Annotated in this window: 13 protein-coding genes; 8 read left to right on the top strand and 5 right to left on the bottom strand. The window is 66.8% G+C overall.

Going from position 1 to position 13,897, the window contains the following annotated elements; genetic code table 11:
• Positions 1-57: 57 nt before the first annotated feature.
• The 5 genes from BGO82_RS13670 to BGO82_RS13650 form a co-directional block, all read right to left on the bottom strand.
• Complete coding sequence (locus BGO82_RS13670; protein ID WP_291306159.1) at positions 58-1,548, bottom strand: DUF882 domain-containing protein; 1,491 nt, start codon at positions 1,546-1,548, stop codon at positions 58-60.
• A 313-nt stretch (positions 1,549-1,861) separates the two neighbouring features.
• On the bottom strand, positions 1,862-3,541 hold the full coding sequence (locus BGO82_RS13665; protein WP_291306158.1) for a L,D-transpeptidase family protein: 1,680 nt from the start codon (positions 3,539-3,541) through the stop codon (positions 1,862-1,864).
• Between the two features lie 179 nt (positions 3,542-3,720).
• Positions 3,721-5,202, bottom strand: a complete 1,482-nt coding sequence (locus tag BGO82_RS13660) for a sigma-54 dependent transcriptional regulator (protein WP_291306157.1) — start codon at positions 5,200-5,202, stop codon at positions 3,721-3,723.
• A gap of 108 nt (positions 5,203-5,310) precedes the next feature.
• Entirely contained in the window at positions 5,311-5,601 is a 291-nt protein-coding gene (locus tag BGO82_RS13655) for a type II toxin-antitoxin system RelE/ParE family toxin (RefSeq protein WP_291306156.1), read from the bottom strand.
• 2 nt (positions 5,602-5,603) lie between these two features.
• Entirely contained in the window at positions 5,604-5,885 is a 282-nt protein-coding gene (locus BGO82_RS13650; RefSeq protein ID WP_291306155.1) for a ribbon-helix-helix protein, CopG family, read from the bottom strand.
• A gap of 122 nt (positions 5,886-6,007) precedes the next feature.
• On the opposite strand from BGO82_RS13650, the gene BGO82_RS13645 reads away from it, so the two are divergent.
• The 8 genes from BGO82_RS13645 to BGO82_RS13610 all read left to right on the top strand — a co-directional run bounded on the left by BGO82_RS13645 (position 6,008) and on the right by BGO82_RS13610 (position 13,829).
• Complete coding sequence (locus BGO82_RS13645) at positions 6,008-7,834, top strand: M3 family oligoendopeptidase (protein WP_291306154.1); 1,827 nt, start codon at positions 6,008-6,010, stop codon at positions 7,832-7,834.
• A gap of 15 nt (positions 7,835-7,849) precedes the next feature.
• Positions 7,850-8,107, top strand: coding sequence for an aa3-type cytochrome c oxidase subunit IV (locus BGO82_RS13640; RefSeq protein ID WP_291306153.1), 258 nt, complete (start codon positions 7,850-7,852; stop codon positions 8,105-8,107).
• Positions 8,108-8,154: 47 nt separating this feature from the next.
• A complete protein-coding gene (locus BGO82_RS13635; protein WP_291306152.1) occupies positions 8,155-9,288 on the top strand; it encodes a Re/Si-specific NAD(P)(+) transhydrogenase subunit alpha in 1,134 nt (377 codons plus the stop codon).
• Positions 9,207-9,596, top strand: coding sequence for an NAD(P) transhydrogenase subunit alpha (locus BGO82_RS13630; RefSeq protein ID WP_291306484.1), 390 nt, complete (start codon positions 9,207-9,209; stop codon positions 9,594-9,596). Before BGO82_RS13635 ends, BGO82_RS13630 begins: the two co-directional genes overlap by 82 nt.
• 6 nt (positions 9,597-9,602) lie before the next feature.
• Entirely contained in the window at positions 9,603-11,006 is a 1,404-nt protein-coding gene (locus tag BGO82_RS13625) for an NAD(P)(+) transhydrogenase (Re/Si-specific) subunit beta (protein WP_291306483.1), read from the top strand.
• A gap of 102 nt (positions 11,007-11,108) precedes the next feature.
• Entirely contained in the window at positions 11,109-12,209 is a 1,101-nt protein-coding gene (locus tag BGO82_RS13620) for a hypothetical protein (protein WP_291306151.1), read from the top strand.
• A gap of 104 nt (positions 12,210-12,313) precedes the next feature.
• On the top strand, positions 12,314-12,961 hold the full coding sequence (locus tag BGO82_RS13615) for a DsbA family oxidoreductase (protein WP_291306150.1): 648 nt from the start codon (positions 12,314-12,316) through the stop codon (positions 12,959-12,961).
• A 49-nt stretch (positions 12,962-13,010) separates the two neighbouring features.
• Positions 13,011-13,829, top strand: a complete 819-nt coding sequence (locus BGO82_RS13610; protein WP_291306149.1) for an alpha/beta hydrolase — start codon at positions 13,011-13,013, stop codon at positions 13,827-13,829.
• Positions 13,830-13,897 lie beyond the last annotated feature (68 nt).

Below are 13,897 nucleotides of genomic sequence, written 5' to 3'. Positions count from 1 at the left end.
ATTTAAGTACACCGAAAACAGGCGAACGGCAATAAAAGTACACGAAAAATCAGGCGGTCAGCCGCGGCTGGCGACCAGCATCGGGCGGCGGACGATGAAGCGGTCGTAGCGCGGCGGGGCGGCGAGGTCGGATTCGAGGCCGATGCGGTTGGCCAGCGGGCCGAGCTCGGCGGCGTTGTCGAGATAGCCTTCCGGCTCGGTCATGTCCGCATAATGCAGGTCGGTCATCGGCACGGGCGTCGCCAGCGTCTCGTTGACGTGGTCGATCTCCGGCGCCACGAGGTCGACCTGGCGCTGGCGCAGGCCGACCACCGGGTTGTGCTCGATGCTGGCGCTGGTCAGCGTGCTGGCGATGGCCGACTGGCCGTTGACCTGGGTCACCGCGTTCCAGGTCAGATCGAAGATGTTCTTCACCACCGAGATGCCGTTGGTGCCGCCGAGCGAGGCGGTGCGGATCTGGGGGGCCGCCGCGGCGGGAGCCGGCGTCTGCGCCGGCGGCAGGGCGGTGGCTGTCGTCTCGCGCTCGATCAGCATGCGCAGCGCCTGCTGGGCGCCGGCATTGGGCACGATGTCGGGGGCGTAGGCGGTCAGCACCTGGTCCTTGGGTGTCATCAGCACGCGCGGCTGCGGCGCCGGGCCGTCGGCCTCGAGCGTGCTGGCGATGGCGCCGAGCGCTGTCTGGCTGTCGGTGGGCAGCGCGCCGCGGGTCGCGACCATCATCGCCGGCGTCTTGCTGAAGGGCACGATGGCGTCGCCGTCGGTCTCGGCCACTTCGGAGCCCGGGCGCATCATCGGGGTCGGCGCGACGATGCTGATGGTGGAGACGCTGCGCTGCGCCGGATCGAGCGCGGCGAGGCGGATCTCGCCGCCCTCCTGCTGCACGGTCGGCTCGGTGATCGGGCCGTTGCACGGCACCATGTGGCACTGCGTCCATTGCGCCATGGCGTATTGCCGACCGGGGTCGGAGAGCGGCTTGCCGTCGACCGGCAGATGCAGGGTGCGGCCGTCGGGGAACACTTTTTCGAGCTGGGCGCGGGTCATGCGCGGCCAGGCGCGGACATTGCCGGTGTCCATGTGGACGAACGGGCTGCCCGAGGTCGGATAATAGCCGACGCCGCCGACCTGGTGGCGCATGGCGGCGGCGCGCAGCGTCGACAGCGACACGCCGGGAATGAACACGTCCATGGCCTTGCCCAGCATGTGCTGGGAATTTTCGGCGACGCCGGAACTGGCCGAGCGCGAGCGCAGCATCGCATTGGTCGCCGGCTCGCGATAGGACGACACGATATTGTACGGCTGGGTGGCGCCGACGTCCTGGTACACCTCCCACAGCAGGTCGAACAGGCGCGGGTCCATCCTGGTCGGGCGGTGGGTGCGCCAGTCGGCCAGGAACACGTTCATCTGGTCCAGCACCTTCTGGTCGTACTGGCCATTGTGCTTGAAGGTGAACTTCGCCGTCTCGTGCGTGTGGGTGTGGTAGAGCCACAGGGTGCGGTCGCCGGACCCGGCGACGACCGGCGCGGCGGACTGTGCGGCGAGCAGCAGCAAGGCTGCGCCGGCCCCGAGGACGCGCAGACTCCACCTCACCCAAAAGCTATCCGCAGTCCCCAACTTACCCGAACGACCCGTTGCGCTTCGACTGGGGCAGGCTAGCGCCGGACCCTGCAAGAGTTCGTTAACGCTAACCCCGCGTTACCGGCCCTTCGTCCAAAAGAGCCGCCGCCAGTCGGTGCAATTTCTAGGCAAAAATCGCGGCTGAACCAAGGCTGATGTCTTAAGCCTCGGTAAACGCGGGGGAAAAGTCGGCGGGCCGTTTGCGCCAGCCGGATGGGCCAAACGGCCCGTCCGATAGGGATTGTCGTCAGGCGTTCATCAGCTCGATGAGCTTCTTGTTGTGGCCGTAGACGTCGCCATAGCTGCGGATGGTGCCGTCGGGATCGGCGCGCAGCGTGAAATACATCAGATGCACCGGAATGTGGTGCTTGAGCGGCACCCATTTTTCCTTGTCGCCGAACATCGCCTTGAGCTTGTCCTCGCTCAGATCGGGGTTGGTGGCGAGCAGGGCGCCGGCGAAATCCATCGGGTTCTGCACGCGCACGCAGCCATGCGAATAGGCCCGGTAGGCGCGGGCGAACAGCGATTTCGACGGCGTGTCGTGCAGGTAGATGTCGAGGTCGTTGGGGAACAGGAACTTGATCTGCCCCAGCGCATTGGCGCCGCCCGGCTTCTGGCGGATGTGGTAGTTGTTGATGTTGGTGGTGGTCCAGTCGATGGCCGAGGCGTTCACCACCTTGCCGCCGGCCAGCATCTCCATGTTCTGGCTGTCGAGATAGCCCGGATTGGCGATCAGGTGCGGCTTGATCTCGTTGGTGGCGATCGAGGGCGGCACGTTCCAGTACGGGTTGACGACGATGTCCTCGATCTCGTCGGAGAACACCGGCGTCATGTTGGTGGGGCGGCCGACGACGACGCGGGTCGAATGCACCGGCTCGCCGTCCTTGACGATCCACACCGTGAACTGCGGGATGTTCACCTCGACATGGAAGGCGCCCAGGTCGTTGGGCTCCCAGCGCCAGCGCTCCATGTTGGCGATGATGTCGTCCTTGCTGACGGTGCCGGCGCCGTTGAGCGCGGCGACGGTCGCCGGGCCCATCACGCCATCGGCGGTGAGGCCGAGGCCGGCCTGGAACGCCTTGACCGCCTCCATCAGCGGCTTGTCGTAGGTGGTGTCCACCTTGGCGTCGGTGGCGCCTTCGGGAATTTCCGGCGCCGGCACCGCGAGGCGCTCGCGCAGCGTCGGCACGCGCTCGTCCTTCATGCCCAGCTTGAGGGTGGGACCGTCGGGAATGGTGATGGTCTCGGTCTTGACCGCGTCCTTGTCGTAGAATTTGGCGAGCGCGGCCTTGAGCAGCTTGAACTCGGGGTGCGGCGGATCGAGGCTCAGAAGGAACTTGGCCGGATCGTTCGACGCGGCGAGCTTGGTCAGCGTGTCGGCGGCGTCGAGCTTCTTGGGCGCGATGGTCAGCAGGACGTTGACGTCCGTGGGGTTGATGCGGCCGCCATAGCTGTCCTGGGCGTAGTTCAGCGTCGCCGCCGAGAAGGCGGTCTCGAGCGCGGCGAGCTTGGCCGGGTCGGTGCCGGCGGCGGCCGGGTCGAGCGCGGGCGACAGATAGTCCGACGGACGCAGCCCTTCGAACTGAGCGTGCTTGAAGACGGCGATGATCTTTTCGGCATTGGGCGAGAAGGTGGCGCTGCCGTCGGCGCCGGTGGTCAGCCACAGCGGCTCGAAGCCGCGGGCGCCGTAGAAGAAATACAGTTTCTGCGCCTGGCTGTAGGCGCGGGTGTCGGGCTTGGCGGCGTAATAGGCCTTCTGCAGCCCGGCCTTGATGATGCGCGCGATATCGGAGCGCGGCGGCGCGATGACCACCAGGGCGGCCTTTTCGACCACCGCCTGCGTGTCGGCCGCCGCTTCGGCGAGCGCCGGGTGCGCGGCGCCCGAGAGGGTCACGCCCGCCAGCAAAAGGGCCATCAATGCACGCACGGGCAGTCTCCGTCATGTTCGGGTATCGTGCAGGCGCGGCGGGAGAAACGAAGCGCTGCGAGACGACCCTTCGGGCTTAAACTACAAGCATTAACGCGAGCAATTCCTCACCGAATTGTGACCCGGGCCTGTGGCCTTCATGCAACGGGAACAGCGGCGTTCCGGGTGCATTCGGCCGCTCATGCGGCGTCGGAAAAATCACCCTCGAGGCCGTAGTCGCGCAGCTTGCGGTAGAGCGTCGAGCGGCCGATCCCCAGCGCCCGCGCCACCTTCGACATGCGTCCGCCATAGCGCTTCAGCGCGAACTCGATCAGCTCGCGTTCGAGCGTTTCGAGCGGCAGCACCTCGCCCTTGGCATCGAGGAATCGGTCTGGAACGGCCTCCCGCGTTTCCACCTTGCTGGCGACAGGCCTAGCGGCATCGATGTGAACGGGTGCTGAAGGCAGCGTCAGGCTCGTCGTCAGCTTCAGCGATTCCTCGCGGCCGCGCGCCTGGGCGACGATCTGCGGGAAGTCGGCGATTTCGAGATAGCCGCCGTCGGACAGCACGATGGCGCGGTAGAGGGTGTTTTCGAGCTGCCGGATGTTGCCCGGCCAGTCATATCCCTGGAGCAGCGCCAGGGCCGGGCCCGACAGGCCGGCGATGCGCTTGCCGGCCTCGGCGGCGAAACGGGCGATGAAATGGCCGGCCAGCAGCTCGATGTCCTCGCGGCGCTCGCGCAACGGCGGCAGGTACACCGGAAACACGTTCAGCCGATAATACAGGTCCTCGCGGAAGGCCCCGGCCTGGGCCAGGTTGAGCAGCCGGCGGTTGGTGGCCGAGATCACCCGGACATTGACGCGCTCGATGCGCGAGGCGCCGACCGGCTCGATCTCGCCTTCCTGCAGCGCCCGCAGCAGCTTGGCCTGGGCGTCGGGCGGCAATTCGCCGATCTCGTCGAGGAACAGCGTGCCGCCATTGGCTTCGCTGAACTTGCCCGCGTGATCGGCGACGGCGCCGGTGAAGGCGCCCTTCTTGTGGCCGAACAGCGTGGATTCGACCAGGTTGGCCGGGATGGCGCCGCAGTTGACGGTGACGAAGGGTTTGGTCGCCCTGTCGCCCATGCCCTGGATGACGCGGGCGATCAACTCCTTGCCGGTGCCGGTTTCGCCCTCGATCAGCACCGGGATCGGGCTTTTCGCCGCCTTCTGCACCAGGGTCAGCACGCGGTCCATGGCGGGGGCGCGGGTGACGATGTCGCCCAGCCCGAGCAGGCCGGCGCGGCGGTTGCGATCGGTGCGGACGATGGTTTCGAGCTCACCCAGCTTCATGACGTTGCGCAGCGACACGATCAGCCGCTCCGGCGCCACCGGCTTGACGAAGAAGTCGACGGCGCCGTTGCGCATGGCCGAGACCACGGTTTCGAGCGACGAATGCGCCGTCTGCACGATCACCGGCACGTTGAGATTGTCGCGTTGCAGCGCGTCGAGCACGGCCATGCCGTCGCGCTCGGGCATCACCAGGTCGAGGATCATGGCGCCGAAGCCGGGATCGGCGCGCAGCAGGCTCAGCGCCTCGTCGCCGCCGGCCGCCGTCACCGGCGTAAAGCCCGCGCGGCGGGCGACCTCCGCCGTCAGGCGCAATTGTACCGGATCGTCGTCGACAATGAGGACGCGCGCCATGAAGCTCCCAAGCCGTTTTTCTGGCGCGCCGCCGACCCCGACGAATCGCGCTGTGCCGTTTCGGAGCAGGATCGGGGTGGGGGGTTAAGAGGGCTTTAAGGCAGGCGGTCAGTAGTTTTCTTCGCTTTGATGCCGGACCGCCTGAATGTCCACGATGTCGTCCACGTAGCGGTAGAGGATCAGATATCCGCTGTTCGAAAAGCGCACGACGAGTTCCCGGTACGAGTCGTCGGGTCCTTCGAATGGTCGGCCAAGGGCGGGAAACGTGATGAGTTCATGAGCCGCTGCCAACAGCAGGTCGATGGCATCGTCGGCAGCACGCGGGTTCTTTGCGCGCAGGAACGCATCCAGCCGCGCGAGGTCGGCGAGGGCATGCCGTGACCATTCGAGATCGGTCATGGCTATTTATGAAGTTTCGGCATTGGGGCCGATGGATCCTGGCGACGTTCCTTCATCCAGCCGACGACTTCATCCTGCGTCAGGTGCAGGCGGCCCTCGGCCACATATTGCTGGTGCCGCTCCTCGAGCTCCCGCCGCAGCGCCGCGCGCTTCTCGCGCTGATCGATATATTTCTCGATTGCCTCGTTCATGATCCAGTTGGCGCTGCGGCGATCGTCTTCCGCGATGCTGGCGATGCGCTCCTTGAGGCCGTCGCGCAACTTGATCGAGGTGCTGTCGGACATCGTCCACTCCTTGGTAGTACCTCAGACTATCACGCTAACCGCGACCTGCCAAATCGCCGGCTTGAGATCGATTTCGGCGCTGGATATGGTCCGCGCGCCAAATCCCGAGAAAGCCTTGCCTCATGTCCGACCCCGTCCGCGCCCCCGCCGCTCCCGCGCCAAAGGGGCACAATGAATTCGGGGTGTTGCCGGAATGGGATTTGACCGACCTCTATCCCGCTCCCGACTCGGCCGAGCTCAAGCGCGATCTGCAATGGAGCAAGGACGAGGCCAAGGCGTTCGAGGCCGACTACAAGGGCAAGCTCGAGGCGCTGGCCGGGGCCGGCAGGCTCTACGAGGCGGTCGAGCGCTCGGAAAAGCTGGGCGATGTGACCGGCCGGCTCGGCTCCTACGCCTATCTGCGCTATGCGCAGAACACCCAGGATCCCGAGCGCACGAAATTCCTGGGCGATCTCAACCAGCAGATCACCGACCTCGCGACCGGCCTGCTGTTCTGGGAGCTCGAGCTCAACGCCATCGACGATGCGACGCTCGAGGCCGCCATGGCCGGAGACGCCAACCTCGCCCGCTACCGGCACTGGTTCGCCGAGCTCAGGAAGGCCAAGCCGTATCAGCTCGACGAAAAGCTCGAGGAGCTGTTCTTCGAGAAATCGGTGACCGGCGCACAGGCCTGGAACCGGTTGTTCGACGAATCGATGGCGGCGCTGAAATTCGAGGTCGACGGCGAGGACCTGCCGATCGAGAGCACGCTGCACCTGCTGTCCGACCGCGACGAAACGCGGCGCGAGGCGGCGTTCCACGCGCTGGGCAAGACGCTGACGCAGAACCAGCGGCTGTTCACGCACATCACCAACGTGCTGGCCAAGGACAAGGAAATCTCCGACCGCTGGCGCGGCTACACGGACATCGCCGACAGCCGGCACATGGCCAATTCGGTCGAGCGCGAGGTGGTGGATGCGCTGGAAAAGGCGGTGCGCGACGCCTATCCGCGGCTCAGCCACAAATACTACCGCATGAAGGCGAAATGGTTCGGCAAGGACCAGCTCAACGCCTGGGACCGCAACGCGCCGCTGCCCTCGAGCGACGACCGTGTGTTCGACTGGGACAGCGCCCGGACCACGGTGCTCGACGCTTACGGCAAGTTCTCGCCGAAACTGCGCGAAGTCGCCGAGCCGTTCTTCGGCAGCGGCTGGATCGACGGCCCCGTCCGCCCCGGCAAGGCGATGGGCGCGTTCGCGCACCCCACGGTGCCGTCGGCGCATCCGTATCTGATGCTCAACTATCTCGGCAAAGCCCGGGACGTGACGACGCTGGCGCACGAGCTCGGGCACGGGGTGCACCAGGTGCTGGCCGGCCCACAGGGCTCGATCCTGTCCAACACGCCGCTGACGCTGGCCGAAACCGCCTCGGTCTTCGGCGAGATGCTGACCTTCCGCTCGATGCTGGATGCGACCACCGACAGCAAGCACCGCTTCGCCATGCTCAGCTCCAAGGTCGAGGACATGCTGAACACCGTGGTGCGGCAGATCGCGTTCTACACCTTCGAGCGGCGGGTCCACACCGCCCGCAAGGACGGCGAACTGACCACCGGGCAGCTCAACGACATCTGGCTCGACGTCTCCCGGGATTCGCTGGGGCCGGGGGTGAAGCTCAATGACGGCTACGGCATCTTCTGGTCGTACATCCCACACTTCATCCATTCGCCGTTCTATGTCTATGCGTATGCTTTCGGCGACTGCCTTGTGAACTCGCTTTATGCCCAGTATGAGAAGGCCAGCGACGGGTTTGCCGAGCGCTATTTCGAGCTGCTGAAGGCCGGGGGGTCCAAGCACCATTCTGAGCTGCTCAAGCCCTTCGGGCTCGACGCGCGCGACCCGGATTTCTGGTCGCTCGGCCTATCCATGATCGAAAGGCTGATCGGCGAGCTGGAGGCCACCGATCCCAACTGAACCACCGAGGACGCCATGAGAGACGAGACCCGCATCGACGAACAGGAAGCCGAAGAGATGCATGAGGCGATGGACTACATGCAGCACGAGCGGACCTGGGAAAACGTTACCAATCTGATCAAATGGGCGGTCATCCAGCTCGCCTTCATCATCGTCGGCCTGTTCTGCATCATCCAGGGCGGCGCTCCTGCGGCCGGCTTTGTGCTGATCATCGTCGGGCTGATCGCACCGATCGGCTGGTGGCTGTTCGGGCCGAAGCGGATTCCCACCTGAGACCTGGCTGAACCCCCCGGAACCGCCGGGCCGATCGGGAGACATTCATGAAGATTGCAATCGTCCGCGAGCGCGCCGACGGGGAGACCCGGGTGGCGGCCACGCCGGAGACTGTGCAGAAGCTGATCGGCCTCGGCAACAGCGTCGCCATCGAAACCGGCGCCGGCGCTCAGGCGCGGTTTCCCGATGCCGAGTACCAGAAGGCCGGCGCGACGGTCACGCCGACGGCCGCCGAAGCGGTCAAGGGCGCCGAGATCGTGCTCACGGTGCGCCGGCCGACGGTCGATATCCTTTCCGGCATCGCCAAGGGCGCGCTGGTCATCGGGTCGATGGACCCCTACGGCAACGAGCGCGAGATCGAGGCGCTGGGCAGGACCGGGGCGACGCTCGTCGCCATGGAGTTCATGCCGCGCATCACCCGCGCGCAGGTGATGGACATCCTTTCCAGCCAGGCCAACCTCGCCGGCTACCAGGGCGTGCTCGATGCGGCGGTCGCCTTCGACCGCGCCATGCCGATGATGATGACGGCGGCCGGCACGGTGCGGCCGGCGAAAGTCTTCGTGATGGGCGCGGGCGTCGCGGGCCTGCAGGCGATCGCCACGGCCAAGCGCCTCGGTGCGGTGGTGAGCGCCACCGACGTGCGCGCCGCCGCCGGCGAGCAGGTGGAATCGCTGGGTGCGAAATTCATCATGACCGATGCGCTCAAGGACGCGTCGGGGTCGGGCGGCTACGCCCGCGAGCTGACCGACGCGGAGAAGGCGGCGCAGGCGGAGCTCACCGCCAGCCACATCGCCAAGCAGGACATCGTCATCACTACGGCGCTGATCCCCGGGCGGCCGGCGCCGAAGCTGGTCAGCAAGGCGATGGTCGAGTCGATGCAGCCGGGCTCGGTGATCGTCGACCTCGCGGCCGAGCGCGGCGGCAATGTCGAGTTGACCAGGCCGGGCGAGGTGATCACCACGCCCAACGGCGTCACCATCATCGGCTACAAGAACGTGCCGGCGCGGCTCGCCACCTCGGCCAGCCAGCTGTTCGCGCGCAATCTCGTCGCCTTCCTCGAGACGATGTTCGACAAGAAGACCAAGGCCTTCGCGGTCAACTGGGACGACGAGCTGGTGAAGGCTACCGTGCTCACGCGCGACGGCGCGATCGTGCATCCCAACATCAAAGTCGCGGCATAGCGGAGCGAGCCATGATCGATCCCTTCATCTTCCAGCTCTCGATCTTCGTGCTGGCGATCTTCGTCGGCTATTTCGTGATCTGGAGCGTCACGCCGGCGCTGCACACGCCGCTGATGAGCGTCACCAACGCCATCTCCTCGGTGATCGTGGTGGGCGCGCTGCTCGCCGTCGGCGCGCACCTCGCGGCAGACGCCAACATCGCCAGCAAGATCTTCGGCTTCTTCGCGCTGGTGCTTGCCAGCGTGAACATCTTCGGCGGCTTCCTCGTCACGCAGCGCATGCTCTCCATGTACAAGAAGAAGGGCTGACCGATGATCTCCGGCAACATCGCGGCGCTGCTCTATCTCATCGCGGGCGCGCTCTTCATCCTGGCGCTGCGCGGCCTCAGCAGCCCGGCCACCTCGCGCCGCGGCAACCTGCTCGGCATGGTCGGCATGGCCATCGCCATCGTCACCACGCTGCTGGTCACCGGCGTTTCCGACTGGCTGAGCTGGGTGCTGATCATCGGCGGCATCGCCATCGGCGGCGGCATCGGCGCATATCTGGCGCGCAACGTGAAGATGACGCAGATGCCCGAGCTGGTCGCGGGCTTCCACTCGCTGGTCGGCCTTGCGGCGGTGTGCGTCGCGGCCGCGGCGCTCTATGCGCCCGAAGCCTTCGGCATCCTCGAAGGCGACCGCATCCGGGCCGAGAGCCTGATCGAGATGAGCCTGGGCGTCGCCATCGGCGCCTTCACCTTCACCGGCTCGATCATCGCCTTCCTCAAGCTCAGCGGCCGCATGGGCGGCAAGCCGATCCTGCTGCCGAGCCGGCACATTCTGCATTCGGTGCTCGGCCTCGTGCTGGTGGCGCTGATCGTGGCATTCTTCATCACCTCGAACGCGATCTTCTTCTGGCTCATCACCATCCTCGCGCTGGCGCTGGGCGTCCTGATGATCATCCCGATCGGCGGCGCCGACATGCCGGTGGTCGTCTCGATGCTCAACTCCTATTCCGGCTGGGCGGCGGCGGGCATCGGCTTCACGCTGGGCAACACGGCGCTGATCATCACCGGCGCGCTGGTGGGCTCGTCGGGCGCCATCCTCAGCTACATCATGTGCAAGGCGATGAACCGCAGCTTCATCTCGGTGATCCTGGGCGGCTTCGGCGCCGACGAGGGCGCCGCGGCGAGCGGCGAGGAGGAGACGCGGCCGGTCAAGCAGGGCGCCGCCGACGATGCGGCCTACCTGATGAAGAACGCCAGCAAGGTCATCATCGTCCCCGGCTACGGCATGGCGGTGGCGCAGGCGCAGCACGCGCTGCGCGAAATGGCCGACCTGCTGAAGAAGGAAGGCGTCGAGGTCAAATACGCCATCCATCCGGTGGCAGGGCGCATGCCGGGGCACATGAACGTGCTGCTGGCCGAGGCCAACGTGCCCTATGACGAGGTGTTCGAGCTCGAGGACATCAATTCCGAGTTCGCGCAGGCGGACGTGGCCTTCGTCATCGGTGCCAACGACGTGACCAATCCGGCGGCCAAGACCGACAAGAGCTCGCCGATCTACGGCATGCCGGTGCTCAACGTCGAGGACGCTGGAACGGTGCTCTTCATCAAGCGCGGCATGGCCGCGGGCTATGCCGGCGTGCAGAACGAGCTGTTCTTCCGCGACAACACCATGATGCTGTTCGGCGACGCCAAGAAGATGACGGAAGACATCGTCAAGGCACTCGGGCACTAGGCCCGCACGGGATCGAGGAATTCGCAGGGCCGCCATCGGGCGGCCCTTTTGTTTTGGCACCAGCATGCCCAGATGATGGCGGATCATGGGTCCGGAGGCGGCGTGCGCTATCTGTTTCGGGCGATCTTCCGGTCGGTGACGGCGACATTGCTGGTCGTCGGGCTGCTGCTGTCGCCACAGGCCTGGCTGGCGGCCAGGACGCTCGCCTTCGCGGCGGACGGCGCCGTGGCCGACTACCGGCTGCGGCAGATTCCGCCACAGCGCTACGAGGCCGAGATCGCCGCGGCGCTCGACCACAATGACGGCGACCTGGCGCGCTCGCTGCTGGCGCTGGCGCAGAGCCAGGAGGTGGCGGTGCCGCCCGGGCTCGTGGCGCGCATCGCGGCGCTGCCGGCGGTGGATGTCGGCAATGTGCTGCAGCAGGGCTGGAACTGCGTCGTCAACGGCGATTTCGACAGCGAAGCGGGCCTTGCCTGCGTGGTGGCGACCGACCTCAGCGGCGTCGGCGACGTGCGCGACCTGGTGGGCGAGGGCACGCATTACCTCACCGGACAGCCGGTCAACTACTTCACCCTCGGCGTCGCCACGGTCGGGCTCGGCCTCACGGTCAGCACGGTGATGAGCCTGGGCGGGACGCTGCCGGTCAAGACCGGGGTGTCGTTCCTCAAGGCCATGAGCAAGGTCGGCAAGCTGCCGGTGCGGCTGGTGGGCGAGGTCGGCGCGCGTCTCGGCAAGAGCATCGACAAGGCGGCGCTGGCCGAGACGGTCAATCTCGGCCGCGAGTTCCGGCTGGGCGAGATGGGTGGGCCGCTGGCCCGGGTGTTCAACCCGAAAGCGGCGGCAGTGGTGACCGATCTCGCCACCGATTTCGGCCGCATCGGCAAGGCCGGTGGCGTGCGGGCGATGAAGCTCAGCGCCGAAGCCTCCGACAGCGTCGCCGACGTGCGGCTGCTGGCCAGGGCGGCCGACCGCTACCAGGGCCGCTTCCTCGGGGTGATGAAGCTGCTCGGCCATGGCGTGCTGCGGCTGGGAAAGCTCCTCGTCGAGCTCGGCGCCTGGCTTGTCGGCGCGGCGCTCTGGCTGTTCGGCCTGACGCTGTTCGTACTGCGCTGGTCGAGCCGCACGGCGCGGCTCCTCGTGCGCCTCGTCGCCTGGCCGATCCGGCGCCTGTGGCGGCCGCCGGCCATGCTGCTCGCCACGTGACGCCCGCCGTCCTGCCGGCACGCGCCTAACTCACAGCCATGTGCCTGCTTGCGGGATCGGGGGCGGCTTCCCATGTTGCGGCTTTCCGTTGCAAGGCCCGGTTCATGTCCCGCACGCTCAAGGTCGACCTCTTCACCGACATCGTCTGCCCCTGGTGCCTGATCGGCTCGGCGCGGCTCGACAAGGCGATCGCGGCGCTGCCGGCGGACGTGACGGTGGATGTCGAGAACCATCCGTTCTACCTCGATCCCAACACCCCGCCCGAGGGCTACGACGTCGGCGCCATGCTGCAGCAGAAATACGGGCGCGAGCCCAAGGCGATCTGGGCGCGGGCCGAAAGCGAGGCGAAAAAGTCGGGCATCGAGCTCGATCTCAGCCAGCAGCCGCGCACCTTCCCGACGCAGAAGGCGCATACGCTGATCCGGCTGGCCCGGGCCAAGGGCACGCAGCACGCGCTCGCCAATGCCATCGCCGCCGCCTATTTCCTCGACCACCGGCAGGTGAACGATCCCGAGGTGCTGGCCGAGATCGCCACCGGCTACGGGTTCACGCGCGAGGAGGCGCTGGGCGACATCGCCGATCCGCGCGAGCTCGAGGAGTCGCATCAACTGGCGATGGCCGCGGCGCAGCAGGGCATCCAGGGCGTGCCGTTCTTCATCTTCGACGGCCGCTTCGCGATGAGCGGCGCACAGCCCGAAGAGGTCTTCGACATGGCGTTCAAGAAAGCGCTGGAGCCGGCCACGACGGCCTAGTCCCCGAACGCTGCGAGGCGTGCTATCCTCGGCGCACGGAGGAGCGGGCATGAAGTGGGTGTGGCGGATCCTGATCGGGGTCCTCGTGGTCATCGTCGTCGGCTATTGCGCCTTGCTGGGCTACATCTACCTCAACCAGCGCAGCCTGCAGTACGAGCCGGGCGGCAGGATGTTCAGCCTCAACGAGACGCTGCTGCACCGGGCGAGCCTGGTGGCGATCCCCTCGGGCGACGGGTCGAGCCTCGCCGGCTGGTACGAGGCGCCGCAGCCGGGCAAGCCGCTGATCGTCTACTATCGCGGCAACGCCCTCAGCTTTTCGCGCGAGCATCAGCGCTACGAGGCGATGGAGGCGGACGGCTACGGCTTTCTCGCCTTCGACTATCGCGGCTTCGGCGGCTCGCCCGGCGAGATCAGCCAGGCGCACATCCTCGAGGACGCCCTGGCTGCCTACGACTGGGCGGCAGCCAAGGGCTTCCCCATCGTGGTCTGGGGCCGCTCGCTCGGCTCGGGGCCGGCGACCTATGTGGCGAGCCAGCGCAAGCCGGACGCCCTGTTCCTTGAAACGCCGTTCGACTCGGCGACGGCGGTCGGGCGCGATCGCTACTGGTACCTGCCGGTCGACCTGCTGATGGACGACAAATATCCGGTCGACGACTGGATCGGCACCGTCACGGCGCCGGTGTTCGTGGCGCACGGCACCGGCGACACCACCATCGGCGTTGCGCACGGCCAGCGCGTCTACGACCTGGCTCCGGTCAAGGCCGGCCTCTGGCTCGAGCCGGGCGCCAACCACGACGGCCTGTGGGACCGCGGCGAGTGGGAGAAGGCCAAGGCGTTCTTCGAGAGCGTGGAAGCGGCCAGGCGCTGACAGTCCCGTCGCCGCACAAACAAAAACGCCGGCCCAGTGGACCGGCGTTTCAAATTCGATGCGGTCGA

Origin of the sequence: Devosia sp. 67-54 (assembly GCF_001899075.1) — a bacterium.
GTDB lineage: Bacteria > Pseudomonadota > Alphaproteobacteria > Rhizobiales > Devosiaceae > Devosia_A.
This window is presented reverse-complemented; position numbering and strand designations above follow the sequence as displayed.